The organism is Streptomyces sp. NPDC088745, from assembly GCF_044751045.1.
In the GTDB taxonomy this organism is placed as follows: Bacteria; Actinomycetota; Actinomycetes; order Streptomycetales; family Streptomycetaceae; genus Streptomyces; species Streptomyces cremeus.
The window spans coordinates 297,923-324,082 of record NZ_JBIVLB010000003.1 but is presented as its reverse complement, the minus strand read 5'-3'; the positions used below and the strand labels follow the sequence as shown (position 1 = coordinate 324,082).

Sequence of the window (26,160 nt, the reverse complement as noted above, 5' to 3'; positions counted from 1 at the left end):
AAGCGCCCGTCAGCCCCGTTCACGCCCAGGAGTTCCCACCCCCATGACCGCACTCGCGTCGACCACCGTCGCCAACCTCCGCGACCTCGGCGGCCTCCCCCTCGCCGACGGCCGCACCGTCCGCCCCGGCCTGCTGCTGCGGGCGGGGCAGCTCGACCGGATGGACCCGCGGACGGACCCCGTGGTGGCGGCGCTGGGCATCGCGACGATCGTGGACTTCCGCAGCACGGCCGAGCGGACGGACCACCCGGACCGGGTGCCGGCCGGGGCGCGGCTGGTGGTGGCGGACGCGCTGGCGGACACCATCGCGGCGGCGGTGGCGCGCGGGGGCGCGGACGACAAGCCGGCGGCGGCGCAGTTGAAGCACGTCCTCTCCGACCCGGCGCTGGCCGAGGAGCACCTCGGCGGCGGCCGCGCCCAGACCCTCTTCGCGGAGACCTACCGCGCCCTGGTCTCCTCCGGCTCCGCGCGGGCCGCCTACCGGGCCTTCCTGCTGGAGCTGACGGCGCCGGACGCGGGCCCGCTCCTCTTCCACTGCACGGCGGGCAAGGACCGCACGGGGTGGGCGGCGACGATCGTGCTGACCCTGCTGGGGGCGTCGCCGCGGACGGTGGAGGCGGAGTACCTGGCGGTGAACCCGGCGGTGCGGGCCGCCTTCGAGCCGCTGATCGCGGGGTTCGTGGCGAAGGGCGGCGACCCGGAGATCGCGCAGGCGGTCATCGGGGTCGTCCCGGAGTACCTGGCGACGGCGCTGGCGGAGGTCGACGCGGCGTACGGCTCGATGGAGGCCTACGTACGGGACGGCCTGGGCATCCCGGACGCCGCGGTGGCCCGCCTCCGCACCCGCCTCACCCAGGAGGCGTGACCGGCACGCGCCCGGGACGGCCGCCCGGAGGGCACGCCGTCAGGAGCGCGGGGAACTGCGCGAGCGACCGCCCACGAAGCCGCGCGTCCCCGCACCCGGGGCGCGCCCGACGGGGCCCCCGGGGCACCCGGGACGGCCCCGCCCCGCCCCGGCCCCGCCGCCCCGCGAGGTCCCCGCGTAAAGCCGCCCCCCACCGGGCATCCGCCCCCTATGGACCGCACCGAAGCGCCTCCGGGGCCCGGGGACACCGAGAGTCCCCGCACTCCACCCCCCGCCCCCGTCCACCCCCGCCGCATCCCCCTGTGGATCAAGATCCCCGGCGTCCTGCTGGCCCTGGTCGCCGCCCTCCTGCTGGGCACCCGCCTCTTCCTGATCCCCGGCCTCGGCGGCCTCTTCGGCACCGAGACCAAGGACCGCACCGGTCCCGCCGTCCTCAAGTCCCTCCAGGACATGAGCGATTACGAGGCGGCCGCGGGCAACTTCCAGGTGGTCGTCGACCTGGAGAAGGACGCCAAGTTCCTCCCCGACGCCCTGCGCGGCACCCGCACGCTCTACGTCGGCGCGGGCACCGTCGGCGCGAGCGTGGCCCTGGGCAGGCTCGGCAAGGGCGACGTGACCGTCAACGAGGACCGCACCGCCGCCGTCATCCGGCTCCCGCACGCCACCCTCGGCAAGCCCGCCCTGGACCCGGACCGCTCGTACGCCGTCTCCAAGCAGCGCGGTCTGCTGGACCGGCTCGGCGACTTCTTCTCCGACAACCCGAACGACGAGCGGGCCGTCAACCAGCTCGCCGCCCAGCGCATCGGCGAGGCCGCCAAGGAGAGCGAACTGCTCGCCCGCGCCGAGAAGAACACCACGAGCATGCTCCAGGGCCTGCTGCGCTCCCTGGGCTTCAAGGACATCACGGTCACCTACAGGTGACCGCTACGTCGCCGTCCCCCGCGGCCCCGGCACCGCCGGCAGTGCCGACGCCATCCCCACCAGCCGTCCCACCAGCTCCCCGAAGGGCCCGTCCGGCGGCTCGTCGGCCAGTATCCGCAGGACGATCCGCTCCGTCGCGGGATCGTACGCCGCGCCGACCGCCATCAGCGCGGCGAAGTCGTGGACGAGCTGCAACTCCAGCTCGGCGCGCGGGATCTCCCGCCCGTCGAGCCACAGGAGCGCCGTGGACTCGGCGAGCGAGACCCACGACCGCACGACCAGCGCGAGCCGGGCGGGCGGGTTCCCCACCCCCAGGTGGTCGAGGATCTGTTCGTACGCGGCCTGCCGCACCTCGTCGATCATCGCGTTCGTGGTCGAGGACCCGACCGCGGGCCCGCCGCGCATCAGCGCCGAGAAGCCGGGGCCGTGCTCGTCCACGAACCCGAAGAAGCGCTCCATGACCCGCAGCAGCCGCGCGCCCAGGGGCCCTTCGCGCGGCTCGTCGAAGCGGGCGGCGAGCTCGTCCGCGGCGCGCCGCAGGGCGGCTTCGTACAGGCTCTGCTTGCCGGGGAAGTAGTGGTAGACGAGTGGCCGGGAGATTCCCGCGGCAGCCGCGATCTCGTCGATGGAGACCTCGTCGGGCGAGCGATGGCTGAACAACTCCAGCGCCACGCCGATCAGTTGCTGCCTGCGCTCTTCGACGCCCATCCTGCGGCGCACCCCGGTCGTCATCCTCCCAGCCTAACCGCCGTCCTCCGCACGGCGGCACCCCAGGGGCCGGTGCGGATCACGCCCCGGCCCCTCCCCGGCTCCCCCTACAGATCCAGCACCAGCCGCTCCCCCGCCGCCCGCGAGACACAGATCAGCAGCGAGTCGTCCCGCTCGGAGTCCGTCAGCAACTCGTCCCGGTGGTCGATCCCGCCCTCGATCACCCGCTGCTGGCAGGTCCCGCAAAAGCCCTGCTCACAGGAGTACGAGAGGTTCGGCACGACCGGTTTGAGCGCCGCGAGCACCGACTGCCCGGCGGCCACCGGCACCACCGTGCCGCTCCTGCGCAGCTCCACCTCGAACGCGCCGGAGCCCGGAGCGCTCGCGCCCGGCGCGAAGCGTTCGACGTGCAACGAGCAGTGCTCCGGCAGTGATCCCTCCACTGCCCCCAGCAGTCCCTCGGGGCCGCACGCGTACACGGCCGTCCCCTGCGGCACACCGGCCCAGAGCTCCGCGAGATCGGGCAGCCCGTCCTCGTCCTCGGCGACGATCCGCACCCGCCGCCCGGAGCCGTCCAGCTCCTCGACCTCCGCCAGGAACGGCATGGTGGCCCGGCTCCGCCCGCCGTACAGCAGCCGCCAGTCCGCGCCCGCGGCCCGCGCCGCCCGCAGCATGGGCAGCAGCGGGGTGATCCCGATGCCGCCCGCCACGAAGACGTACGAGGCGGAGCCGACGAGCGGGAAGCGGTTGCGGGGCCCGCGCACCCGCAGCTCGGAGCCCTCGTGGACCCGCTCGTGCACCTCCCGCGAGCCGCCCCGGCCGCCCGCCTCCTCGGGAAGCACGCGCGTGGCGACGGTGTACGAGGCGCGGTCGGCGGGGTCGCCGCACAGCGAGTACTGCCGTACGAGACCCGACGGCAGCACCAGGTCCAGGTGCGCCCCGGGCTCCCAGCGCGGCAGGTCCCCGGCGTCCAGGGCCTCCAGGTGGAGCTGTACGACGCCCTCCGCGGGCTCCGACCGGCCGCTGACCAGGACCCGGAGGCCGGCGGACGGCTGCCGCTGCCCCGACAGGGGCTCCTCCAGCGCGGGCAGGGGCCACAGCGGCGACTGCCGGACGCGGCCGCGCAGCGCCCGCCGGGCAGCGACGGCGAGCGACGCGGCACCGGCCGCGATCAGATACGTACGGGCACGGGGCATGGGTCAGGAACCTCCACGGGTGCGGGCCTCGGCGGCGCGTGCGGCGGGGGACGAGGCGAGGTAGGCGACGGCCTGGGCGGTGCTGCCCTCCTGGGAGGGGTGGTAGCCGCGGCTCAGATAGCGGGGGACGGACTTGGCCATCGCGCCAGCCGACGGCAGCAGGCCGCAGCGGCCGTCCCGCACGAAGTCGGCGAGGCGGGCCCGGCCCGCGCCGCCCAGCGTCGGGTCGTTCGCCATGAAGAAGCGGGCGCCGCGCTGCCACAGGAAGACCAGCGCGGTGAACGCCACGGCCCAGGTGCGCACCCGGCGGGCGTAGCCGCCGTCGACGTGCTGGAACAACTCGAAGGCCACCGAGCGGTGTTCGACCTCCTCGGCGCCGTGCCAGCGCAGCAGGTCGAGCATGGTGGGGTCGGCGCCGCGGCGGTCGAGTTCGTCGGCGTTCAGCACCCAGTCGCCGAGGAAGGCGGTGTAGTGCTCGATGGCCGCGATGACCGCGATGCGCTCGATCAGCCACCACCTGCGCGGCCTGCCGGGCGGCAGCGTGCGGTCGCCGAGCAGCTTCTCGAAGAGCCAGTCGACCTGTGCGGTGTACGGCGTGGGGTCGAGTCCCTGCGCCTTGAGGTGCGGCAGGACCGCGTCGTGGGCCTGGGAGTGCATGGCCTCCTGGCCGATGAACCCGATGACGTCCCGGCGCAGCCGCTCGTCGGTGATCAGCGGCAGCGCCTGCCGGTAGACGTGCACGAACCAGCGCTCCCCCGCCGGGAGCAGCAGGTGCAGGACGTTGATGGTGTGGGTGGCGAACGGCCGGCCGGGGAGCCAGTGGAGCGGGGTGTCCGCCCAGTCGAAGGACACGTTGCGGGCCTTCAGCGGCGTCCGCTCCGACGCCACCGGGGCCGGCCCCTGCTGCGTATTAGACATGGCGTCAATGTACTGACGAGTACGACCTTGGCAACAGGTCTGTGCGGCCAGAACTTCGACGCCGTGCGGTCAACGCCCCCTGCGCACTCCGCCCCTACGCGGTCAACGCCCCACGCGCACTCCGGCGCCACGCGGCCGACGCCGGCCGCGCGCCGGGCCGTCACCTCAGCGAGTCCGCCTCCGTGCCGTCCGCGAGCCTGCCGCTGAGGTGGGCCTGCGCCCCCTGCCGGGCGGGCACGGCCAGCACGTTGCCGTCCGCCGAGCCCTTGATGCCGCCGCTCGCGGTGACCGAGGCGAAGTCCTCGTTCCCGGCGGCCAGCAGGTACCACTTGTCGCTCTTGGACTTCCACAGCGCCCCGGCGAGCACCTTCGGGTCCTTGGCCCCGCACGCGGCGGAGTCCTCGGCCTTCGCCACGGTCGCCCCCGGCGTCGCGCGCCCGGCGGCCGGCGGCAGGAACTGGGCGAGGACCCGGCTGCCGCTCCCCCGCCAGGTCTCCGCCCTGACGCACGTCCACTGCGCGGTGCCGCCGCCCTCGGGCAGGCTCTGGGAGGCGTACGACCACACGTGGACGCCGCGTACGCCGTGCGAGCGCAGGGTGGGCAACTGGCAGGCGGTACGGGCCCAGCCCGCCCGGTCTGCGGGCGACTTCAGGTCCCCGGCGGCCGCCGGAGCTCCGGCGGTCAGCCGGGCCGGGAGCAGTTCGCCGAGGTCGGTGAGGGTGCGCGTCCCGGTGGTGTCGCGGATCTCCACGGCGTCCCAGGACGTGCAGTCCCGGGCCATCGAGGAGGCCGCGACCGGCTCGGTGACGCCGTCGGGTCCGCGCTTGAGGGGCCGGGGGGCGGCGGCCGCGTCGAGCAGGTCCCGCACCGAGGCGCGGTCGGCCCAGGGGGCGGTCAGGTAGCGCACCGCGGTGGCCGTCCTGGAGACGACCACGGCGTTCGCGGTGGCCTCCCGCGCGCCGTCCGCGCGGGCGAAGTCGAGGGCGGTCCGCCCGGCGCCGTCCAGGGGTTCGGCGTACCGCACGAGCCGCAGCCCGTCGTACAGGACGACGACGCGCGCCCCGTCGACCTCGCCCGCGTACAGGAGCTGGGGCGCGCCCGCGGCGGGCCCGGTGGCGGTCTCCGGGGTGGCGGAGATGTGCACGGCGTCGCCCGGCGCGGCCCAGACGGCCAGGGCGCGGCGCAGCAGCTCGCTGTCGTCGGCGAGGGAGCCGCGGACGGGCCAGGCGGAGAAGTCGGTGCGGTCGGAGGTCTTCCACGCCCCGGCCGCGGCGACCGTCAGCAGACCCGGGTCCAGGGCCTCTTCGGCCGCGAGGTTGCGTACGGACGCGTCGCGCTCCCCCGGTCCGCCCAGCACCACCGCGCCCACGACCAGCGCGGCGAGGGCGGCGCCGCCGACGCGGGTGAGCCGGCGGCGGCGCATGAGGTCGGTGGGGCGGGCCTGGAGCGAGCAGGGGTCGAACTCGGCGGACGCCAGGAGCGGGGACGGCTCGACCGTGCCGGCCTCCGCGAGGGCGGCGTCCGGGTCGGCGGCCCCGGCGGCGGCGAGCACACCGCGCGCCTCCGCCGCGTCCAGTCCCTCCAGGCCGCGCAGCACGTACGCGGCGCGGCCCGCGCCGGACAGGGCGGCGAGCCTTTGGTCCAGGGCGAGTTCGTCGGCGCCGCCCGAGGCGGGGAACAGCCGCATCCCCCACACCTGCGGCAGCACGGGCGGCAGTTGGGCCCGCTTGGGCCAGGCCCCGCGCAGCAGCGGCGGCTGGGCTTCCAGGGCCTGGCGCAGCACCTGCTGGCGTACGAACGCGTGCCCGCCCCGGGTGCGTTCGCCCTCGGGGCCGCGGGGGCCGGGGACCGCGGCGACGGCCTGCGGGGTGCGGCCGGTGCGGCCGCGCGGGAGGGCGCGCTGGACGAGGGAGTGGGCGGTCAGGACCCGCCGGTTGCGCCCGAGGTGCGGCGGGAGCACCAGGTAGGCGAGCCGGACGAGGCCGGGGTAGTGCTCGACGAGCGCGGCCTCGGCCTGCTCGACGCCGACGGCGACGGTGGCGTCGGCCGGGGGCGCGGCGGCGGGGTCGTCGGTGGGCTTGCTGGGGCGGCTGAGGACATCCTGGGGGCGGCGCACATTACGCAGAACGAACCATTCGTGGGATGGTCACCCACGACTTCGCGCCGGGGCGTCCCGGACGGTTCCGCGGGGGGCCGCGGCGGATCGCGCCGGTCAGGGCAGCGGCCCCAGGAGGGCGAGCGCGAGGGCGGTGTCCTGGTGGGCCGCCGCCCCCTCCCGGTAGGCGCGTTCGTACGCGGCGTCGCCGATCAGCGCCCGGGCCCGCCGTTCGCACTCCTCGCGCACGGGGCCCAGCTCGGGGGTGCCGCGCTGGGGGTGGCCGACCTGGCTCCAGTAGGTGTGCCCGGTCCCGTAGACGCGGGCGGCCTGTTCGCCATCGCCCCGGGCGGCGAGGGCGGCGGCCAGCGTGTCGAGGCCGAGGGCGATGCCGAAGCTGTCGCCGATGCGGTACTTGGCGTCGACCATGGCACGCGCGTGCGCGGCCGCGTCGTCGGGCCGCTCCTGGAGCAGGGCGACGAGGGCCAGTTGGTAGTCGGCGTAGGAGCGCGTCCAGCACTCGCCCCGCTCGGCGCAGATCCGGCGGAGTTCCTCGGCGGCGGTCCTGGCGTCGTCCAGCTCGCCCATGCCGGTGAGGGCGAAGACGCGCACCAGGCGGCAGCGCAGTTGGGCGGCGGAGTCGAAGGGGGCGCCCGGCCGGGCGGTGAGGCAGCGGTCGGCGACGGTGTGCGCGGCCCGCGGTCTGCCCATCAGCAGATACGTGACGCCCAGCAGGTAGGCCGCGCTGAGCATGTCCTCGGGGTTCCGGTCCTGCCAGGCGGCGACGGCGCACTGCTCGCCGAGCCGGCGGGCGCCCTCATGGTCGCCCTGGAGGCTGCCGGCGACGCCGAGCGCCCACAGGGCGCGCGAGCGGTGCGGGCCGGGGGCGGCGTGGGCCCGCAGGGCGCGGGTGAGGTAGGCGCGGGCCTCGTGGAGGTGGCCGCAGCACCCCCAGTAGAAGCCGATCCTCCCGGCCATGGCGAGCGCCCGCTCGGGGGCGGTCTCCAGCAGGTGGTCCAGGGCGGCGCACAGGTCGGCGTGCGCGCCGCCGATCCGCCGGTACCAGTGGGCCTGCTCCGCCCCGATCCAGCCCTCGTCGGCGCGGCGGGCGAGCTCGGCGTGGTGGGTGGCGTGCCGTTCGGCGACGCGGGCGCTCTCGCCGAGTTCGCGCAGCCACATCGCCCCGTACTCGCGCAGGGTGTCGAGCATGCGGAAGGTTCCCTCGGCCCGCTCCCGCACGACGGACTTGCGGACCAGCCCGCGCAGGGCCCGCCCGACGGCGCCGGCGTCCAGCGGGCCGCCCGCGCAGACCTCGGCGGCCCGCTCCTCGTCGAAGTCCCCCCGGAACACCGAGAGCCGGGCCCAGAGCAGCCGCTCCAGCGGGGTGCACAGCTCGTGGCTCCACCCGATGGCGGTCCGCAGGGCACGGTGCCGCTCGGGCCACACCCCGTCCTGGGTGAGGACGTCGAGCCGGGCGCCGGCCCGCGCGGTGAGCCGCTGGGCGAGGTCGTGCACGGTGCGGCCCTCGGTGAGCTGGGCGCAGGCGAGTTCGAGGGCGAGGGGGATGCCTTCGAGGTGGGCGCAGACGGCGTCCACGTCGGTGGCGTCCGGGGTCGCGCCGGGGGCGGCGCGGCGGGCCCGCTCGCGGAAGAGGCCGGCGGCGCCGTCGGGGCCGGCCAGCGGCAGCGGCGGTACGTCGAGGACGTGCTCGCCGCGGCTGCCGAGGGCCTGCCGGCTCGTGGCGAGGACGGTCAGCCGGGGGGCGGCGGTGAGGAGTTCGGCGACGAGGTGGGCGACGGGGGCGGCGAGCCGTTCGCAGCAGTCGACGACGAGGAGGAGCCGCTTGTGCTGGAGCCAGGCGCAGAGGGCTTCGGCGGGCATCCGCAGGGTGTGGTCGGCGAAGTCGACGGCGTCGCTGACGGTGGCGACGAGGAGGGCGTCGTCGCGGAGCGGGGAGAGGTCGGCCCACCAGACGCCGTCGGGGTGGGCGGCCGGGGTGTCCTGGGCCTGCTGGGCGGCACGGAGCGCGAGGCGGGTCTTGCCGATGCCGGCGGGGCCGGTGAGGGTGACGAGGCGGGACGTGCGGAGGGCGTGGGCGACGCGGGCCAGGTCGGCGCGGCGGCCCACGAAGGTCGTGGCGTCCTCGGGGAGGTTTCCCAACACGGGGTCATTCTTGCCCACTTGGATGCTGCGCGGGGCGGGTGGGCGGTGGCTGCCCTGCCGGGGGCTCCGCTGCCGGACCCCCGTTCCGCGCCCCTGCCCCGCCCCTTTCCCCGAAGCGCTCGCCGCGCGGCCGGGCGGTGGGTGCCCGTGCGGTTCCCCGCGCCCCTTTCAGGGGCGCGGGGACCGCGTTCAGCCCGCCCGGAAGACCGCCACCGTGCGGGGCGGGACCGTGAAGGTGCCCGAGGACGCCTCGTAGGAGGACCGCTTGACGACCGGGTCGGAGCCGCGTGCCTGCACCGGGTGCAGTGCGTGGGGGCGGCCCGAGAGGGCCGGCACCGTCTGCCGCACGGCGTCCGGCGTCGCGTTGAACACGACCACCAGGTCGCCGAGCCGCATCGTGACGGCCCCCGGCGTCTCGTCCTCGCCCGAGAGGGGGAAGGAGAGCCGGGACTGGACCGCACCGGCCGTCGCCAGCCCGAAGTCCGGTTCCGTCGTACGGATCTTCAGCAGGTCCCGGTAGGCGGCCGACGCCCCGTCGATCTCCGGGCAGCCGACCGAGACGGACGTCAGCAGCGGCTTGCCGAACGGCCACTTGGGGCGGTTGTCCGCCGCCGGCGGCAGGCCCCGGCCGAAGCCGTTGCCGTCCCGGCAGTCCCAGTGGGCCGCGTTGAACCAGTCCCCGCTGTCGTAGGAGTTGCGGTCCAGCGACTTGGACCGCAGGAGGTCGGTCCCCGCCTGGGAGAGCGCCGGGCCCTGCGACAGGGCCGCCGTCGCCATGCCCAGCACCTGCATCCGCGCCCGGTCCGACGCCGTGGTCCTCACCGGCAGCTTGAAGGCCAGCGCGTCGAAGAGGGTCTCGTTGTCGTGCGCGTCCGCGTAGGCGAGGGCGTCGCCGGGGGCGGCCGCGTATCCCGCCGGGGAGCCGTTGTAGTCGACCTGCGACCCCTTGACCGTACGGCCGCCGCTGTCCACGAAGGAGTAGTCCGCGAGGTTTCCGCTCAGGCCGACCTTCAGCAGGTCCTGGTAGTGCAGCAGCCGGGCCCTCTGCTCGGCCGGACTGCCGTTGGCGGGAGAGGAGTTGGGGTCGGTGAAGAGTCCCGAGGCGAAGCCCTGCACGCCCGGGTCCTCGTCGAAGGGGCCGCCGCCGCGCACCGCGTCCCGCGCCCGGTCGGAGAAGGTCGCGATGCCGGTGCCCGCCATGTTCTTCTGGGTGGCCTGCACGAAGCGCGCGTCGTCGGCGATCTCGCCGAAGTTCCAGCCCTCGCCGTACAGGACGACCGCCTTGCCGTCGACCCCGTCCTCGGCGACGGTCAGCGCGTCGAGCGCCTTGCGGACGGCCAGGATGTTGGCCTTCGGGTGGTGTCCCATGAGGTCGAAGCGGAAGCCGTCGACCTTGTACTCGCGCGCCCAGGTGACCACGGAGTCCACGACCAGCTTGCCCATCATGGCGTTCTCGGGCGCGGTGTTGGCGCAGCACGTGGAGGTCGCGACGGAGCCGTCCGGCAGCAGCCGCTGGTAGTAGCCCGGCACGATCCGGTCCAGTACGGACTTCTCCGACTGCCCGGCGGCGACGGTGTGGTTGTAGACCACGTCCATCACGGTCCGCAGCCCGCTGCCGTTGAGCGCCTGCACCATCTGCCGGAACTCGACCGTGCGCCGCGTCCCCTCCGGGTCGCTGGCGTACGAGCCCTCCGGCACGGTGTAGTGCAGCGGGTCGTAGCCCCAGTTGTAGGCGTCCTTCGCCGCGGTCTTCCCGACGCAGTCCTGCTGCGCCTCGGAGTCCTTCGGGTAGGAGCCCAGGTCGCAGGCGGGAGACGCCTGTCCGGACTTCTTCTCCGGTACGGTCCCGATGTCGAAGACGGGGAGCAGGTGGACGTACGAGGTCCCGGCGGCCGCCAGCTTCCGCAGGTGCTGCGAGCCCTTCGAGGCGCGGTCCGTGAAGGCCAGGTACTGGCCCGGGTGCTCAGCCGTCCGGTCCCCGACGGAGAAGTCCCGTACGTGCAGCTCCTGGATCTGCGCGTTCCGCAGGGGCACGGGGGCGGGTTTCCTCAGCCCCTGCCATCCCTTCGGCGCGAGCCCGGGGTCGCGCAGGTCGACCACCAGGCTGCGCGCCGAGTCCGTCGTCAGCCCGGTGGAGTACGGGTCGGTGACCCGGTTGGTGACGACCTTCCGGACGCTGGGCGCCCACACGGTCACCTCGTACAGGTACGGCTTCCCGGCCCACCCCGGCTCGCCCCGGACGGACCACACGCCGCTGCGCGCGTCCCGGCGCATGGGGACCTTGCGCCCGGCCAGGTCGAGCACGACCCGCTGCGCGGTCGGCGCCCACACGGACAGCGTCGGGCGGCCGTCGCGGAAGACGGGCCCGAGCGCGGCCTGCTGGGCGCTCGCCGCGTAGGTGGCGTCGAGGACACCGGGGAGCTGCACGCCGGTGGCCGCCAGCAGGGCGCCGTTCGCGGCCCGCTGGGTGGCGATCACCTGGCCGCGCAGGGCGTCCTCCACGCGGTCGCGGTCACGGGCGTCGACCACGAAGGCCGGATGGTCCTTGAGGTGCGGGAACTTCGCCTTCTGCGCCTCGCTCAGCGTGCCCGGGTTCAGCCGCAGCCAGCGGCCCTCGTCGCTCAGCGCGCCGTCGACGACCTCGATGCCGCCGTCCTTCGCGTACACGAGCTGCTGGCTGGTCGCCTCGGTGGCCTTGACCTTCCAGACCACGGTGTCCCGGTCGAGCCACTGCGCCTCGGCCCTGCCCAGGTCGAGCGAGCCCGCGCCGGCGGTCTGCGGCAGGACGTACGCCGGCTGTCCGGCGAGCGCCCACACCTCGTGCCCGTGGGTGGCGAGGTCGAGGGACTGGTCGGTCGGGAGGTCCTTCTCGTCGCCCTTGTGCAGGATGTAGGAGAGGGAGGCGGCACCGGCGGCGAGCGGCACCTCGTACGTCACTCCGTACGCGTCCTCGCGCACCGGCGGCAGCGGCTTCGCCCAGTCGGTCGGGTCCTTGGCCCCGGTCCAGACGTGCAGGCCCCAGCCGTCGTAGTTCCCGTCGGCCCGCTGGTAGTGCAGCACCGCCTTGCCCTTGTCCTGCGGCGGGTACGTGCCCTGGGGGGCCTTCGTCGCCTGCCCGTCCCCGCCCTGCTCGATCCACACCTCGCCGGTGGCCGCGAGGTCGACGGTCCGCGCGGGCCCGTCGGCGGCGCCGTCCTTCTCGACGGTGTACGGGAAGGCGGCCGCCCCTTCGGGGAGCTTCACCCAGGCGAAGGCGCCGTAGGCGTCGCGGCCGGTGAACGCGCCGGTCCCGAGCGGGGACTTGAGCGTCCAGCCGGTGTAGTCGCCGTCCGTCCGCCGGTAGTGCACGACGGCGTACGTCCGGTCCCCGGCGCGCGGCTTCTCGGGCGGGGGCGTCCGCCCCGCCGTCGTCGCGGCGAGGGCACTGGCCGTGCGTCCGGCGCTGTCCACCACGACCGCCTTGTACCGCAGGGCGGTTCCGGCACGCGTGGCCGCGTCGACGTGGTGGGTGACCTTGTACGGGGCGTGGTCGGCGGAGCCGAGGACGCGCCAGGGGCCGTTGCCCGCCTGGGCGGCGAAGACGACCCGGTTGAGCTGCCCGCCGGCGGGGGCGGCCTCGATCTCGACGGTGCCGGTGGCGCCGGGTGCGGGGGCCTTCAGGGTGAGGGAGGGCTTGGCAGCCGGTGTGCCGAGCGGCTTCTCGGCCCGGAGGACGACGCTGGAGAGGGCGGGGACCGTGAGCTTCACCGTGCCGCCGGTGGCCGTCACGGGGGCGGTGCCGCCGTAGAGCGTGCGGAAGCCGGTGCTCGCAACCGGGATCTCGACCGTCTTCGCCCCGGTGGCGCTGTTCGTGGCGACGACGTACTCGACCTTGCGCCTGCTGTCCGTACGGGAGAAGGCGTACACGGAGTCCCGCGCGTACCGCTCCTCCTGGACGCCGTCGCGCAGGGCGGGGTGCGCCCGGGTCAGCTTCGACAGTTCGGCGATCGAGCGGTAGAGGGGGTGTGCGGTGTCGTAGGCGTCGCTCGCGTGGGTGCGGTCGGTGCCGAGCTGGTCGTCGTCGAGGTAGTCGGGGGTCCGGGAGGCGAAGAGGGTCTGGCGGGAGTCCTTGTCGCCGCCCGCGCCGGTGAAGCCCTGCTCGTCGCCGTAGTAGACGACGGGGTTGCCGCGCCCGAAGAACATCAACTCGTTGGCCAGACGCGCCCGCTGGAGCAGTTCGGCGTCGCTCGCCTTCGGGTTGTCCTGCTTGAGGAAGGCGCCGATGCGGCCCATGTCGTGGTTGCCGGTGAAGGTCACCTGCTCGTACGCGTTGGCCTTGTCGGTGGTGTAGCGGTAGTCGGCCCCGTAGACCTTGGCGAGCCGGGCGGCGCCGCCGCTCCGGGAGGCGTAGCCGCGCAGGGCGTCCTGGAGGGGGAAGTCGAGGGTGGCGTCGAGGCGGCCCCGGGTGACGTAGGGGGCGGTGGCGGCCGGGTCGGAGTCGTAGACCTCGCCGAACAGGAAGAAGTCCGCGCGCCCCCGCTTCTTGGCATAGGCGTCGAGGGCGGTGGCCCACTGGGTCCAGAAGCCGAGGTCGACGTGTTTGACGGTGTCGATCCGGAAGCCGTCGATGTCGAAGTCGCGGACCCACTTCTCGTAGATCCTCGCCATGCCGTCGACGACCTCGGGCCGCTCGGTCCACAGGTCGTCGAGGCCGGAGAAGTCGCCGTACTCGGCGCTCTCGCCCGCGAAGGTGGAGTCGCCCCGGTTGTGGTACATCGTCGGGTCGTTGAGCCAGGCCGGGGTCTTGCGCTCGCCCGTGCGCGGGACGGGCGTGTACGGGAACGCGTCCCGGTCGACCTCGGGCGTCCGCACGCGGTCGTCGAACGGGCGGCCCTCCTTGTCGAGGTAGGGGTGGGCGCCCTTCGGCCGGTAGCCGTACTTCTTCTCGGCGTGGTCGACGGTGTCGGCGGTGTGGTTGGTGATGACGTCGAAGAAGACCTTCATGCCCTTGGCGTGGGCCTTGTCGATGAGCCGCTCCAGGTCGGCGTTGGTCCCGAAGTGGGGGTCGACCTGGGTGAAGTCGGTGATCCAGTAGCCGTGGTATCCGGCGGAGGCGTCCTTCCCCGTGCCCTGCACGGGCTTGTTCTTGAAGATCGGGGCCAGCCAGAGGGCGGTGGTGCCGAGCCCCTTGATGTAGTCGAGCCTCTCGGTCAGGCCCTTGAGGTCGCCGCCCTGGTAGAAGCCCTTGTCGGCGGGGTCGAAGCCGTGGTCGAGACGGGTTCCGGCGAGACCGCCGCGGTCATTGGCCGGGTCGCCGTTCGCGAACCGGTCCGGGAGGACGAAGTAGAACTGGTCGCGGGTCAGGTCGTGGCGGGCGGGCTGCGCGGCCAGCCGGGCGTCGGAGGGCGGGGCCGGCGCGTTCGGGGCCGCCGGGGCCTTCGGGACCGCGAGGGCGGGGACGGCGGGGGCGAGGGCGGCGCACAGGGCCGCGCTCACGACGCCGACGACGGCTCTTCGCAGGGGTGTGGGTATCACGGGCGGGTTCTCCTCGTACGGGTCGACCGGAGGGGGTGGTGGCGCGGAGCGGCGGTGGCGCGGGGTCGGCGGTGCGGGGCGGGGGCGGTGCGGGGCCGGTCCGGATCCACCGCGGAATGTCCTCGGCCTGCCGCTGAATGTTCTTGCAGCAAGACAGCAGAAACTTCTTGCGCGTGACGGTACGAGGGGGGCGGGGAGGGGTCAAGGGGTTGGACGGGGTGGGGATTTGGGCTGGTCAGGCGGGGGCGGATCGTGCCGGGGCCCTCGGACGGCCCGCCCCCGCGCCCTCAGCAGGCCCGCGCGCCCGCGTGCAGGGCGATCGCCGTGCCCGCGGGGGCGGTCGCGGTGAAGCGGCCCGCGCCGTCGACCGTGACCGGGCGGCCGCTCTGGACGTCGCAGTAGGCGCCGCCGGGCAGGGACGTCTGGAAGGTGCGGGTCAGCGGGGAGCCGTCGCGGTTGATGACGACGTACGCCTTGGAGCCGCGCCCGAAGGCGATCTGGTTGCCGCCGTTGTCCCACCAGCCGGTGACGGGCTGCCCGGCGGCGGTGTTGCGCAGGGCCACCATGGAGGCGATCTCACGCCAGTCGTGCTGGCACTTCCAGCCGTCCGCGTAACAGGAGTTGACGTGACCGCCGTTCGGCGGGCCGGCGTCCTTGTCGGTCCACTCGTAACCGGAGTGGACGTCCGGGGAGCCGTACGGCCAGGCCAGCATGAAGACGTTGGCGAGGGTGTAGGTGCTGCCCGCCTTGTAGTTGAGGGTGTCGCCGACGCGCTCGGTGTCGTGGTTGTCGACGAACACCGCCGACCTGCCGGACTCCATGAAGCCCCAGCCCTCGCCGAAGTTCTTCAGCCAGGCGAGGCTGCCGCCCTGGAACGCGTGCTTCAGCCCGCGCGCGTACCGGAACTCCTGGACGTCCCCGGTCCCGAGGTACTCGCCCGGGGAGACCGCCTCGCCCTCGCCGTGGATCGCCTCCTGCTTCCAGTACACGGCGGGGTCGCTCAGCCGGGACTTGATCGCGGCCAGGTCGGCGGCCGGCATGTGCTTGGCGGCGTCGACGCGGAAGCCGTCGACGCCGAGGGAGCGGAGGTCGTTGAGGTAGCCGGCGACGCGCCCGCGCACGTACTCCTCGCCGGTGTCGAGGTCGGCGAGGCCGACGAGTTCGCAGTTCTGGACGTTGGAGCGGTTGCGGTAGTCGGTGACGGGGGCGCGGCAGTCGTCGAAGTCGAAGCCGGAGTAGACGCCGGGGTAGTCGTACTTCCGGTACGAGGAGCCGCCGGTGCCGGTGCCGTCACCGGCGGCCATGTGGTTGACGACGGCGTCGGCGACGACCTTGACGCCTGCCGCGTGGCAGGTGTCGACCATGGCCTTGAAGGCGGCCCGGTCGCCGAGCCGCCCCGCGATCCGGTAGCTGACGGGCTGGTACGAGGTCCACCACTGGCCGCCCTGGATGTGCTCCTGGGGCGGCGAGACCTGGACGTACCCGTAACCGGCGGGGCCGAGCCGGTGGGTGCAGGCCTTGGCGACCGAGCTGAACTTCCACTCGAAGAGGACGGCGGTGACGTCCCTGCCGCCGGGCGGGGCCGCCTGGACGGCGGGGGCGGGGGCGGCGAGGAGGGCGGTGGCGGTGGCGAGGAGCGCGAGGACGGAGGGGAGTCTGCGGGGTACGGGGAGCTTGCGGGGCATGGGGATTCCTTCGGTGGGGGGCGCTGCGCGGGCCGCGCAGGGCGCGTTGAAGGTTCTTGCTGCAACTACCGGGAATTTCTTGCGGGGTGACGTTATGAGCGGGCCGGGGGGAGGTCAACCCTCCGCGCAAGGGCTGTTCCGGGACCGGGCTGATCGAGTTCCGGGACCGGGCTGATCGAACGGTCGGGCGTCCGTCCGTGCAGGTCAGGTAACTTGCTGGCCGTACGGGGAAGTTGACCGGTGGGCCGGGAGCACCCCTTGCGGGGGCCGAGCTTCGGCACGTCGGCGGAACAGGGGCGGCGGGTGACCGCGTTCTGCCGGGCGTACGGGCCGGACCTGGCGGGCCCCGAGGTGCTGGACGTCCTACCGGACCGGCTGCAGGCCCTGATCGACTTCACGCGGGAGCAGGCGGCGCAAGGGCACGAGGCGTTCCGGCGGCACCTCGCGGAGGGGCACGCGGACCTGTACGCGGGCGATGAGGTGCGGCGGTCCGGGCCAGGTCCCCGAGGCACTGGACCCGGACCGGTTCTTCGGACCCGGGAAGGACGCCTCCCCGGTCGGAACGCCCCCTCCTGGCGGCCGTCGGCCGAGGAGGAGAGAGCCGTCCGGTGATCAGAAGGGGGCCCGCGTCCGCGCGGCCGGCCCCCTGACGCTCGCCTGCGCCGTGGAGCCGCGCACCACCAGCTCGGGCTGGAAGACGTACTCGGTGCGCTGGACGGGGCTGCCGCTCAGCTCCTCCAGCAGGGCTCCGACCGCCGCCGAGGCCATCGCCTGGACGGGCTGGCGGACCGTGGTGAGGGGCGGGTCCGTGAAGGGGATCAGCGGGGAGTCGTCGTAGCCGACGACCGAGACGTCCGCAGGGACGCGCAGGCCCCGCTCGCGGGCGGCGCGGACCGCGCCGAGAGCCATCATGTCGCTGCCGCAGATGATGCCCGTACAGCCCTGGTCGAGGAGGGCGGCGGCGGCCGCCCGGCCGCCCTCGACGCTGAAGAGGGTGTGCTGGACGGCCCCTTCGGCGGCGTCCCCGAGCGCTTCGAGGAACGCCTGGCGCTTGCGGTGGGAGGGGACGTAGCGGGCCGGCCCCACCGCGAGGCCGATCCGGGTGTGGCCGAGGTCGGCGAGGTGGGTGAGGGCCATGCGGACCGCGACATGGTCGTCCGGGGAGACGAAGGGCGCGCTGACGCGCTCGTTGTAGCCGTTGACCAGGACGTACGGGATGCCGGCCGCGGAGAGGTTCGCGTAGCGGGCGGGGTCGGCGGACAGGTCGGCGTGCAGGCCGGACAGGAAGATGATGCCGCCGACGCCCCGGTCGACGAGCTGCTCGACGAGTTCGTCCTCCGTCGCGCCGCCGGGGATCTGGGTGCACAGGATCGGGGTGTGGCCGTGGCCCGCGAGCTGCTGCTCGATGATCTGGGCGAAGGCGGGGAAGATCGGGTTGGTCAGCTCCGGGGTGACCAGGCCGATCAGGTCCGTCGCGCGGGGCTTGAGACGTACGGGGCGGGCGTAGCCCAGGACGTCCAGGGCGGCCAGGACGCGGTGGCGGGTGGTGGTCGCGACTCCCGGCTTGCCGTTCAGGACACGGCTCACCGTCGCCTCGCTGACCTCGGCCTGCGTGGCGATGTGGGCCAGCCGGGGAGCGGGCGGGCCGCTCCCCGGCGCGGGGTTCGTCACACGGACCACCAGACGGTGGTGTCGGCGGGAAGCGTCACCTCGCCGTCGCCGGCGTCCACCGCGGCGCTGGCGAGGAGCAGCCGGCCGGGGGCCTGGATGCGTACCGGCTCGGCGGTGGTGTTGGCCGTGCAGACGAAACCGCCGCGGGCGAAGGCCAGGACGCCGGGCGCGGTGTCCGGCAGCCAGCTCACGTCCGTGCCCGCGCCCAGGTCCGGGTGGTCGCGGCGGACGGCGAGGGCGGAGCGGTAGAGCTCCAGCGTGGAGTGGGGGTCGCCGGTCTGGGCCTCGACGGACAGTTCCGCCCAGGAGTCGGGCTGCGGGAGCCAGCTGCCGCCGTCGCCGAAGCCGTACGAGGAACCCGTGACCGTCCACGGGATCGGCACCCGGCAGCCGTCGCGGAAGCCGTCCTGGCCCGCCGCGCGGAAGAAGGACGGGTCCTGGCGGGCCTCGTCGGGCAGGTCGGTGACGTCCGGAAGTCCCAGTTCCTCGCCCTGGTAGACGTACGCCGAACCCGGGAGGGCCAGCATCAGCAGGGTGGCGGCGCGGGCGCGGCGCAGGCCGAGTTCGCGGTCGCCGGGGGTGCGGATCTGGGTGCCGAGGCCGGGCGGGTTGGCGAAGCGGGTGGCGTGGCGGGTCACGTCGTGGTTGGAGAGGACCCAGGTGGTGGGGGCGTCGACGGGGCGCATCGCGGCGAGGGAGACGTCGATGACCTCGCGCAGCGCCTCGGCGTCCCAATGGGTGCCCAGGTACTGGAAGTTGAATGCCTGGTGGAGCTCGTCGGGGCGGACGTAGTTGGCGGTGCGCTCGACGGTGGGGGTCCAGGCCTCGGCGACGCCGATCCGCTGTCCCGGGTACTCGTCGAGGATCTTCCGCCAGGCGCGGTAGATGGCGTGGACGCCGTCCTGGTCGAAGAAGGGCATGACGTCATTGCCGAGCAGCTTGAGCTGGTCGTGGGAGCCGATGTCGGGCAGCCCGTCGGCCTTGACGAGGCCGTGGGCGACGTCGATGCGGAAGCCGTCGACGCCCATGTCGAGCCAGAAGCGCAGGATGGAGCGGAACTCGTCGGCGACGGCGGGGTGGTCCCAGTTGAAGTCGGGCTGCTGGGGGGCGAAGAGGTGGAGGTACCAGTCGCCGGGGGTGCCGTCGGGGTCGGTGGTGCGGGTCCAGGCGGGGCCGCCGAAGACGGACTCCCAGTCGTTGGGCGGGAGTTCGCCGTCCGCGCCCTTGCCGGGACGGAAGTGGTACCGGGCGCGGAACGGGGAACCGGGCCCTTCGGCGAGGGCGCGCTGGAACCAGTCGTGCTGGTCGGAGGAGTGGTTCGGCACGAGGTCCGTGATGACGCGCAGGCCGAGCGCGTGGGCGTCGCGGATGAGGCCGTCGGCGTCGAGGAGGGTGCCGAACATGGGGTCGATGGCCCGGTAGTCGGCGACGTCGTAGCCCGCGTCGGCCTGCGGGGAGGCGTAGAAGGGGCTCAGCCAGACGGCGTCGACGCCGAGGTCGCGGAGGTAGGGCAGACGGGAGCGGACACCGGCGAGGTCGCCCATGCCGTCGCCGTTTCCGTCGGCGAAGCTGCGGGGGTAGACCTGGTAGATCACGGCGTCGCGCCACCAGTCGGCGCGGGGGGCGGCCGGGGCGGCGGCGGAGGCCGGGGCGGTGAGGTGCTGGGTCATGTCGTCCCTGGGGGGTGTGGGGTGTACGGGGTGTTGTCGGTGGGGAAGGGCGGGCCCGGTCGGTCCGCCCCGTTCAGGGGGCGCGAGCAACCACGACGCACGTGCACATCTCCCACCGGGCGGTGCGCCCCGTCAGGGGCGCGGGGAACTGCGCGACCAGCCACGACGCTCCTGCACGAAACCGTGTACCTGGCCGCGCGGCGAGCGCTTTAGGTGGAGGGGCGGGTCCGGGGCCTCTCCTGCCCGAGCCGGGCGGGGCTGTGCGTCCGGTACCAGGGCTGAACTCACGGCCTTGGCGGGGACGCGCGTCCGGCGCAGGCGCTTGCGCAGGGGGCGGCACCCGGGCGGGCCGGGAGCGGGAGGGGCCGCCCCCTTGCCCGCCCTCCCCCAAGCTCTCGGCTTCGCTCGAGCAGGGGGTACCCCCCTCGCCCCCTTGGGGCGGCCCCGTCGCCCAAGGGGGCTAGGGAAGCGGGAAGGGCGGAGACGGGGCCGGGGCGGGCCGGGGATGACGCGTCAGCCCTTGGTGGCGCCCGCCGTCATCCCGCTCACCAAATGCTTCTGCGCGAAGACGAACACCACCCCCGCCGGAATCGCGATCAGCACGGACGCCGCCGCCATCGGCCCCCACTGGCTCGAATACTGGTTCACGAACTTCTGCAGCCCGCCCGCCAGCGTCATGTTCTCGTCCCCGACCAGGAACGCCGACGCGTAGGCGACCTCGCCCCACGCCGTGATGAACGAGTAGAACGCCGTCACCGCGATGCCCGGCTTGGCCAGCGGAAAGATCAGCCGCCAGAAGGTCCCGAACGGGGTGAGCCCGTCCACCTGCCCCGACTCGTCGATCTCCTGCGGAATCCCGTCGAAGAAGCCCTTCATCATCCACGCGCAGAAGGGCACCGAGATCGTCAGGTACGTGATGACCAGGCCCATCGGCTGGTTGAGCAGCCCCAGCTTCGCCATGATGTTGTAGATCGGCACGATCAGCACGGCCACCGGGAACATCTGCGTGATGAGCAGCGTCCACATCAGCCCCCGCTTCCCGGGGAAGCGGAAACGGCTGATGGCGTAGCCCGTCGTCGCCGAGACGAAGACGCCGATGACCGTCGAGAGCCCGGCGATCAGCAGCGAGTTGCCGAACCACGTCAGGAACGGCGTGTCGCCGAGCAGCCGGGTGTAGTTGTCGAAGGTCGTCTCGCGCACGAAGTCCGTGGTCGTCGCGTACTTCGCCGGCTTGAGCGACGTGAGCAGCACCCACAACACGGGGAACACGGCGACGACCGAGGTGACGACGAGCGTGGCGTGCAGCGCGAACGACGCCAGCGGGGAGCGTCTCTCCCGCAACTGCACGTTGGCCCGCTGGCCCGTCACCAGAGTCGAACCGGTCGTCATGGACGAGGTGCTCACCAGACGTCTCCCTGCTTACGGAGCACTCGCCGGTACACAGCGGCGAAGAGCATCAACAGCACGAGGATCAGCACGCCCCAGGTGGAGGACTGCGCGAAGTCGCGCGGGCTGATCTCGAACGAGAACTTGTAGGCCTGGGTGACGAGGATCTGTGTGGCCTCGCCGGGCCCGCCCCGGGTGAGCAGGAAGATCACCGGGAACATGTTGAAGGTCCAGATCGTGGACAGCAGCACCACGGTCGTGCTCACCGGCCGCAGTCCCGGCATCGTGATGTGCCGGAAGCGCTGCCAGGGGGACGCGCCGTCCATCTCCGCGGCCTCGTACAGCTCGCCCGGGATGGACTGGAGTCCGCCCAGCAGGGCGACCATCATGAACGGGATGCCGAGCCAGACGTTGACCGAGATGACGGCGAACTTCGCCCACGTCGGGTCGTTCAGCCACGGCACCGCGTCGATGCCGCCGCCCGCGAGGATCTTGTTGAACAGCCCGCTGTCCTCGTTGTAGAGGAACCGCCAGGCGAAGACCGAGACGAACCCCGGCACCGCCCACGGCAGCACCAGCAGCATCCGGTAGAAGGAGCGGCCCGCGATCTTCCGGTTCAGGATGTTGGCGAGTGCGAGACCCAGTCCGAAGGTGATCGACACGCAGGCCACGGTCCACAGGACCGTCCACCCGAGCGTGGCCAGGAACTGGTCCCCGGTCAGGGCGTCCCGGTAGTTGTCGAGACCGACGAACTCGTAGGTCGCGGGCAGCTCGTTCACACCGATCGAGCGCTCGACGTTGCGCTCGTTGGCGTTGGTCAGCGACAGGTAGACACCGCGGACCAGGGGGTATCCGATGATGACGCCGATGACGACCACGACGGGCGCGACCATCGTCCAGGCGTACCAGTGGGTGGAGAAGGACCGGCGGAGCCCGCCCGGAGCCTTCCCGGGCGCGGCGCCCGTCGTCGTCTCGCGGCCGGTGGCGCGGCCCCGGCCGCGGGGGGGGGACTTCCCGCCCGCGGCCGGCGCCACCGGCCGGCCGGTGTCAGCGGCAGCCATCAGGTGTTACTTCCAACCCTTGAGGAGCTTGCGGTACGCGTCACCGGCGGCCTTGGTGCCCGCCTCCGGCGTGGTCTGGCCGGTGAGGACCTTGGTGTACTCGGTGACCAGCGGCGCGAAGAGGCTGCCGGTCTCCGGGATCCAGGGGCGCTCGACGGCCTTCTCGACGGCCGGCTTGAACAGGCCGACGATCTCGTTCTTGGCGACCTCGGGCTGGGCGTAGACCGAGGTGCGGGTCGGGAGCAGGTTCAGCTCCTTGGTGACCTGGGCCTGGACGGCGGGCGAGGACATGTACTCGACGAAGGCGTACGAGGCGTCGAGGTTCTTGGAGCCCGCGTACACGGCCAGGTTGTGGCCGCCCTGCGGGGCGCCCTGCTTGGCCGAGCCGGCCGGGACCGGGGCGATGCCCAGGTTGGACTTGTCCTTGAACTGCTCGCCCGTGTAGGTGTCGGCGAGCGCCCAGGGGCCGTTGACCATCATGGCGACCTCGCCGGACTTGAAGGCCTTCTGCTGGTTCTCGTAGCCGTCGGTGGCGTCCGTCTTGGCGGCGCCCGAGTCGAGCAGGTCCTTGACGGTCTTCATGGCCTTGACGCCGGCCGCGTTGTCGACGGTGACGGTCTTGGTCTTGGCGTCGACCAGGTCGCCGCCCTCGCCGTAGAGGAACGGCAGGAAGAAGTACGCGTCGTCGCCGCGCAGGTAGAAACCGGTCTTGCCGGACTTCTCCTTGACCTTCTTGGAGGCCTCCTTCAGCGAGGGAACGTCCTTGGGGACCTCGGCGCCCGCGTCCTTCAGCATCTTCTTGTTGTAGAAGATGCCCAGCGAGTCGATGACCTGCGGGACGGCGTACGTCTTGTCCTTGTACTTCGTGGAGGCGGCGGCCTGCGGCAGGAAGTCGCCCTCGTTCTTCAGGGCGGTGGTGCCGTCGAGGGGGGCCAGGTAGCCGAGGTCCGCGAAGTCCGGGGTCCAGGCGACCTCGGAGCGGATCACGTCGGGGGCGCCGGAACCGGCCTGCGCGGCGTTCTTGAACTTGTTCTGGGCGTCGCCGAAGGGCACGTTGACGTACTTGACCGTGACCTTGGGGTGCTTCTTCTCGAAGTCCTCGGCGATCTTCTTGAAGACCTTGTCCTCGCTGCCGACGGTCGAGGTGTCCCACCAGGTGACCTCGCCGGCGAGCTCGCCGCCCGCGCCCTTGCCCTGCTTGTCGCCGTCGCCGCCGCCGCAGGCGGTAGCCGCGAGCGCCAGCGTCGCGACCAGGGCGGTGGCTGTCATGCCACGTCGCATCCGAACTCCTTCAACTGCCGTACCGCTCCGTCGCGGCGCCGGGTCGTGGAGGAACGTAACAAGCCTGAAAGAAGTCCGAAAGAGTTTGCGGGAAATTTCTGCAAGAAGCGGTCGGACGTTACCGCCGCGAGACCGGAAGGTGTCCGTCGGGAGCCTTGATTCCCAGGCCAGTCCTGGTTTCGCGGGCTTCCGTACATGTTCGCACCCCCCTCCGCAAGAACTTGCAGCACGGGTTACTTTCCCGTCCCACCGGCGTTGATCCTGGCGTCCCGGGAGTCCGCCGCGCCGCTGCTCCCCCGCCTCCCGTACGAGAAGGACGCCGATGACCACCCTGCCGCGCCGCCCCGCGCCCGCCGCCGGCCCCCGCCCCGCCTCGTCGAGGTGGTGGCGCGACGCCGTCATCTACCAGGTGTACGTCCGCTCCTTCGCCGACAGCAACGGGGACGGCGTCGGAGACCTGCCGGGAGTGTGCGAGCGCCTCCCGCACCTGGCCGCCCTCGGCGTCGACGCGGTGTGGCTGACCCCCTTCTACGCCTCCCCGCAGGCCGACGGCGGCTACGACGTCGCCGACTACCGGGCCGTCGACCCGCTCTTCGGCACCCTGGACGACGCGGTCGGCCTCATCGACCGCGCCCACGGGCTGGGCCTGCGCGTCATCGTGGACGTCGTCCCCAACCACACCTCCGAGCAGCACCCGTGGTTCCGCGCGGCCCTCGCCGGCGGCCCCGGGCGCGACCTCTACCACTTCCGGCCGGGCCGGGGCGCGAGCGGCGAACTCCCGCCCAACGACTGGGAGTCGGTCTTCGGCGGCCCCGCCTGGACCCGGGTCCCGGACGGCGACTGGTACCTCCACCTCTTCGCCCCGCAGCAGCCCGACCTCAACTGGGAGAACCCGGCCGTGCACGCCGAGTTCGACTCCGTACTGCGCTTCTGGCTCGACAAGGGCGTCGACGGCTTCCGCGTCGACGTCGCGCACGGCATGGTCAAGGCCGCCGGAATGCCCGACATCGGGGCCCGCGAACAGGCCCGGATGATCGGCTCGCAGGTCCTCCCCTTCTTCGACCAGGACGGGGTGCACGCCATCCACCGCGGCTGGCGCCGCCTCCTGGACTCGTACACGGACCGGCCGGACCACGGCGACGCGTACGGCGGCGAGCGCATCGGCGTCGCGGAGGCCTGGGCGCCGTCCCCCGAGCGGCTCGCGCTGTACGTGCGCCCCGACGAGCTGCACCAGGCGTTCAACTTCCAGTTCCTGACCTGCCCCTGGGACGCGGTCGCGATGCGCGCCGTCATCGACGCCTCGCTCGCCGCCACCGGCTCCGTCGGCGCGCCCACCACCTGGGTGCTGTCCAACCACGACGTGGTGCGCCACCTCACCCGCTACGGCGGCGCCGACCGCGCCCTCGGCCTGCGCCGCGCCCGCGCCGCGGCCCTGCTCATGCTGGCGCTGCCCGGCTCGACGTACCTCTACCAGGGCGAGGAGCTGGGTCTGCCCGAGGTCACCGACCTGCCCGACGCCGTCCGGCAGGACCCCTCGTTCTTCCGCAGCGACGGCCAGGACGGGCTGCGCGACGGGTGCCGGGTGCCGCTCCCCTGGACGCCCGAGGGGCCCTCGTACGGCTTCGGCAGCGGCGGCAGTTGGCTCCCGCAGCCCGCGGACTGGCAGGGGCTGAGCGCGGCGGCCCAGGAAGGCGTGGCGGGGTCGACCCTGGAGCTCTACCGCACGGCCCTGACCGTACGCAGGGAGCTGCCCGGCCTCGGGGACGGCGCGATGGAGTGGCGGCCGTCGGCGGACGGACTGCTCGACTTCGAGCGGGACGGCTTCCGCTGCACCCTCAACGCCACCTCCGCCCCCGTCGAACTCCCCTCCCCGGGGCGGCTGCTGGTCGCGTCGGCCGAGGTCGCGCCCGGCGCGGGGGCGCAGGTCGTGCTCCCGGCCGATTCCTGCGCTTGGTGGGCAATCTGACACGCGCCCGGTAAGGTCCACAGTCATGACCGCACGGCTAGCCGACATCGCAGCCCAGGCGGGGGTCAGCGAAGCGACGGTCAGCCGGGTCCTGAACGGCAAGCCCGGTGTTGCCTCGGGCACCCGCGAATCCGTACTCGCCGCACTCGACGTCCTCGGGTACGAGCGCCCGGTCCGGCTGCGCCGGCTGAGCGCGGGCCTCGTCGGGCTGATAACCCCCGAACTGGAGAACCCGATCTTCCCGGCGCTCGCCCAGGTGATAGGGCAGGCGCTGACCCGGCAGGGCTACACCCCGGTGCTCGCCACCCAGACCCCGGGCGGCTCCACCGAGGACGAGCTGACGGAGATGCTGGTGGCGCGGGGGGTGAGCGGCATCATCTTCGTCTCCGGACTGCACGCCGACACCACCGCCGACATGCAGCGCTACGAGCAGCTGCGCGCCCAGGGCGTGCCCTTCGTCCTGGTCGACGGTTTCTCGCCGAAGGTGCAGGCCCCCTTCATCTCGCCCGACGACCGGGCGGCCATGCGGCTCGCGGTCACCCACCTCGCGGCCCTCGGGCACACCCGGATCGGGCTCGCGGTCGGGCCGAAGCGGTTCGTACCCGTCCTGCGCAAGATCGAGGGCTTCCGGGCGAGCATGCAGGAGCGGCTGGGGCTGGCGGCCGAGGAGACGGAGGAGCTGATCCAGCACTCCCTCTACACGCTGGAGGGCGGCCAGGCCGCCGCCTCCGCGCTCATCGAGCGGGGCTGCACGGCGGTGGTGTGCGCGAGCGACATGATGGCGCTCGGCGCGATACGGGCCGCCCGCCGGCTGGGGCTCGACGTGCCGAAGGACGTGTCGGTGGTCGGCTTCGACGACTCGCCGCTCATAGCGTTCACCGACCCGCCGCTGACCACCATCCGCAAACCGGTGACGGCCATGGGCCAGGCGGCCGTGCGGGCCCTGCTCGAAGAGGTCGGGGGGACGCCCGCGCCGCACAGCGAGTTCGTCTTCCACCCGGAACTGGTCGTGCGGGGCTCGACGGCCTCCGGCCCCCGCCGGTGAGTAGTACCTGAGTCG

15 protein-coding genes and 1 pseudogene are annotated in these 26,160 nt (G+C 73.5%); 4 read left to right on the top strand and 12 right to left on the bottom strand.

Annotated elements, in window-relative coordinates:
• Positions 1-43: 43 nt before the first annotated feature.
• Positions 44-865 carry a tyrosine-protein phosphatase gene (locus ACIP93_RS10725; RefSeq protein WP_401757426.1) on the top strand — a complete coding sequence of 274 codons (822 nt, stop codon included), beginning with the start codon at positions 44-46 and terminating at the stop codon, positions 863-865.
• A 210-nt stretch (positions 866-1,075) separates the two neighbouring features.
• A complete protein-coding gene (locus ACIP93_RS10720) occupies positions 1,076-1,786 on the top strand; it encodes a DUF4230 domain-containing protein (RefSeq protein WP_345223527.1) in 711 nt (236 codons plus the stop codon).
• A 3-nt stretch (positions 1,787-1,789) separates the two neighbouring features.
• Here ACIP93_RS10720 and ACIP93_RS10715 read toward each other — a convergent pair whose 3' ends face one another.
• From ACIP93_RS10715 to ACIP93_RS10660, 12 genes and pseudogenes are all read right to left on the bottom strand, one after another.
• Positions 1,790-2,518, bottom strand: a complete 729-nt coding sequence (locus tag ACIP93_RS10715; protein WP_345223525.1) for a TetR/AcrR family transcriptional regulator — start codon at positions 2,516-2,518, stop codon at positions 1,790-1,792.
• Positions 2,519-2,601: 83 nt separating this feature from the next.
• Positions 2,602-3,690: a PDR/VanB family oxidoreductase gene (locus tag ACIP93_RS10710; RefSeq protein WP_401757424.1), complete on the bottom strand. Its 1,089-nt coding sequence runs from the start codon at positions 3,688-3,690 to the stop codon at positions 2,602-2,604.
• A gap of 3 nt (positions 3,691-3,693) precedes the next feature.
• Positions 3,694-4,608, bottom strand: coding sequence for a metal-dependent hydrolase (locus ACIP93_RS10705; RefSeq protein WP_401757422.1), 915 nt, complete (start codon positions 4,606-4,608; stop codon positions 3,694-3,696).
• 160 nt (positions 4,609-4,768) lie between these two features.
• Positions 4,769-6,724, bottom strand: coding sequence for a hypothetical protein (locus ACIP93_RS10700; RefSeq protein ID WP_401757420.1), 1,956 nt, complete (start codon positions 6,722-6,724; stop codon positions 4,769-4,771).
• A gap of 96 nt (positions 6,725-6,820) precedes the next feature.
• The gene (locus ACIP93_RS10695; protein ID WP_401757418.1) at positions 6,821-8,866 is read right to left on the bottom strand and encodes an ATP-binding protein; all 2,046 of its coding nucleotides are present in this window, start codon (positions 8,864-8,866) and stop codon (positions 6,821-6,823) included.
• A gap of 189 nt (positions 8,867-9,055) precedes the next feature.
• Positions 9,056-14,380, bottom strand: a complete 5,325-nt coding sequence (gene pulA / locus ACIP93_RS10690; RefSeq protein WP_401757416.1) for a pullulanase-type alpha-1,6-glucosidase — start codon at positions 14,378-14,380, stop codon at positions 9,056-9,058.
• A 290-nt stretch (positions 14,381-14,670) separates the two neighbouring features.
• Positions 14,671-16,065: pseudogene (locus ACIP93_RS10685) on the bottom strand (alpha-amylase family protein); the annotation flags it as partial.
• A 612-nt stretch (positions 16,066-16,677) separates the two neighbouring features.
• Positions 16,678-17,748 (bottom strand): LacI family DNA-binding transcriptional regulator, encoded by a 1,071-nt coding sequence (locus ACIP93_RS10680; protein ID WP_345226517.1) that lies wholly within the window; start codon positions 17,746-17,748, stop codon positions 16,678-16,680.
• On the bottom strand, positions 17,733-19,406 hold the full coding sequence (locus tag ACIP93_RS10675) for a glycoside hydrolase family 13 protein (RefSeq protein WP_401757414.1): 1,674 nt from the start codon (positions 19,404-19,406) through the stop codon (positions 17,733-17,735). The genes ACIP93_RS10680 and ACIP93_RS10675 overlap by 16 nt, the downstream gene beginning before the upstream one ends.
• A 513-nt stretch (positions 19,407-19,919) precedes the next feature.
• Entirely contained in the window at positions 19,920-20,795 is an 876-nt protein-coding gene (locus ACIP93_RS10670; RefSeq protein WP_401757935.1) for a sugar ABC transporter permease, read from the bottom strand.
• 11 nt (positions 20,796-20,806) lie between these two features.
• On the bottom strand, positions 20,807-21,853 hold the full coding sequence (locus ACIP93_RS10665; protein ID WP_401757412.1) for a carbohydrate ABC transporter permease: 1,047 nt from the start codon (positions 21,851-21,853) through the stop codon (positions 20,807-20,809).
• Between the two features lie 6 nt (positions 21,854-21,859).
• Positions 21,860-23,134 carry an extracellular solute-binding protein gene (locus ACIP93_RS10660; RefSeq protein WP_401757410.1) on the bottom strand — a complete coding sequence of 425 codons (1,275 nt, stop codon included), beginning with the start codon at positions 23,132-23,134 and terminating at the stop codon, positions 21,860-21,862.
• 322 nt (positions 23,135-23,456) lie between these two features.
• Here ACIP93_RS10660 and ACIP93_RS10655 point away from each other — a divergent pair, with 322 nt between their 5' ends.
• Positions 23,457-25,100, top strand: a complete 1,644-nt coding sequence (locus ACIP93_RS10655) for an alpha-amylase family glycosyl hydrolase (RefSeq protein WP_401757408.1) — start codon at positions 23,457-23,459, stop codon at positions 25,098-25,100.
• A gap of 25 nt (positions 25,101-25,125) precedes the next feature.
• Positions 25,126-26,145 (top strand): LacI family DNA-binding transcriptional regulator, encoded by a 1,020-nt coding sequence (locus ACIP93_RS10650; protein WP_401757406.1) that lies wholly within the window; start codon positions 25,126-25,128, stop codon positions 26,143-26,145.
• Positions 26,146-26,160: the final 15 nt, after the last annotated feature.

What these genes read in the sequence shown, in the direction of transcription:
- ACIP93_RS10660 (WP_401757410.1), bottom strand. Translation starts at nt 23,134, where the DNA reads ATGCGACGTGGCATGACAGCCACCGCCCTGGTCGCGACGCTGGCGCTC.
- ACIP93_RS10670 (WP_401757935.1), bottom strand. Translation starts at nt 20,795, where the DNA reads ATGACGACCGGTTCGACTCTGGTGACGGGCCAGCGGGCCAACGTGCAG.
- ACIP93_RS10725 (WP_401757426.1), top strand. Translation starts at nt 44, where the DNA reads ATGACCGCACTCGCGTCGACCACCGTCGCCAACCTCCGCGACCTCGGC.
- ACIP93_RS10675 (WP_401757414.1), bottom strand. Translation starts at nt 19,406, where the DNA reads ATGACCCAGCACCTCACCGCCCCGGCCTCCGCCGCCGCCCCGGCCGCC.
- ACIP93_RS10665 (WP_401757412.1), bottom strand. Translation starts at nt 21,853, where the DNA reads ATGGCTGCCGCTGACACCGGCCGGCCGGTGGCGCCGGCCGCGGGCGGG.
- ACIP93_RS10650 (WP_401757406.1), top strand. Translation starts at nt 25,126, where the DNA reads ATGACCGCACGGCTAGCCGACATCGCAGCCCAGGCGGGGGTCAGCGAA.
- ACIP93_RS10710 (WP_401757424.1), bottom strand. Translation starts at nt 3,690, where the DNA reads ATGCCCCGTGCCCGTACGTATCTGATCGCGGCCGGTGCCGCGTCGCTC.
- ACIP93_RS10705 (WP_401757422.1), bottom strand. Translation starts at nt 4,608, where the DNA reads ATGTCTAATACGCAGCAGGGGCCGGCCCCGGTGGCGTCGGAGCGGACG.
- ACIP93_RS10720 (WP_345223527.1), top strand. Translation starts at nt 1,076, where the DNA reads ATGGACCGCACCGAAGCGCCTCCGGGGCCCGGGGACACCGAGAGTCCC.
- ACIP93_RS10715 (WP_345223525.1), bottom strand. Translation starts at nt 2,518, where the DNA reads ATGACGACCGGGGTGCGCCGCAGGATGGGCGTCGAAGAGCGCAGGCAG.
- ACIP93_RS10655 (WP_401757408.1), top strand. Translation starts at nt 23,457, where the DNA reads ATGACCACCCTGCCGCGCCGCCCCGCGCCCGCCGCCGGCCCCCGCCCC.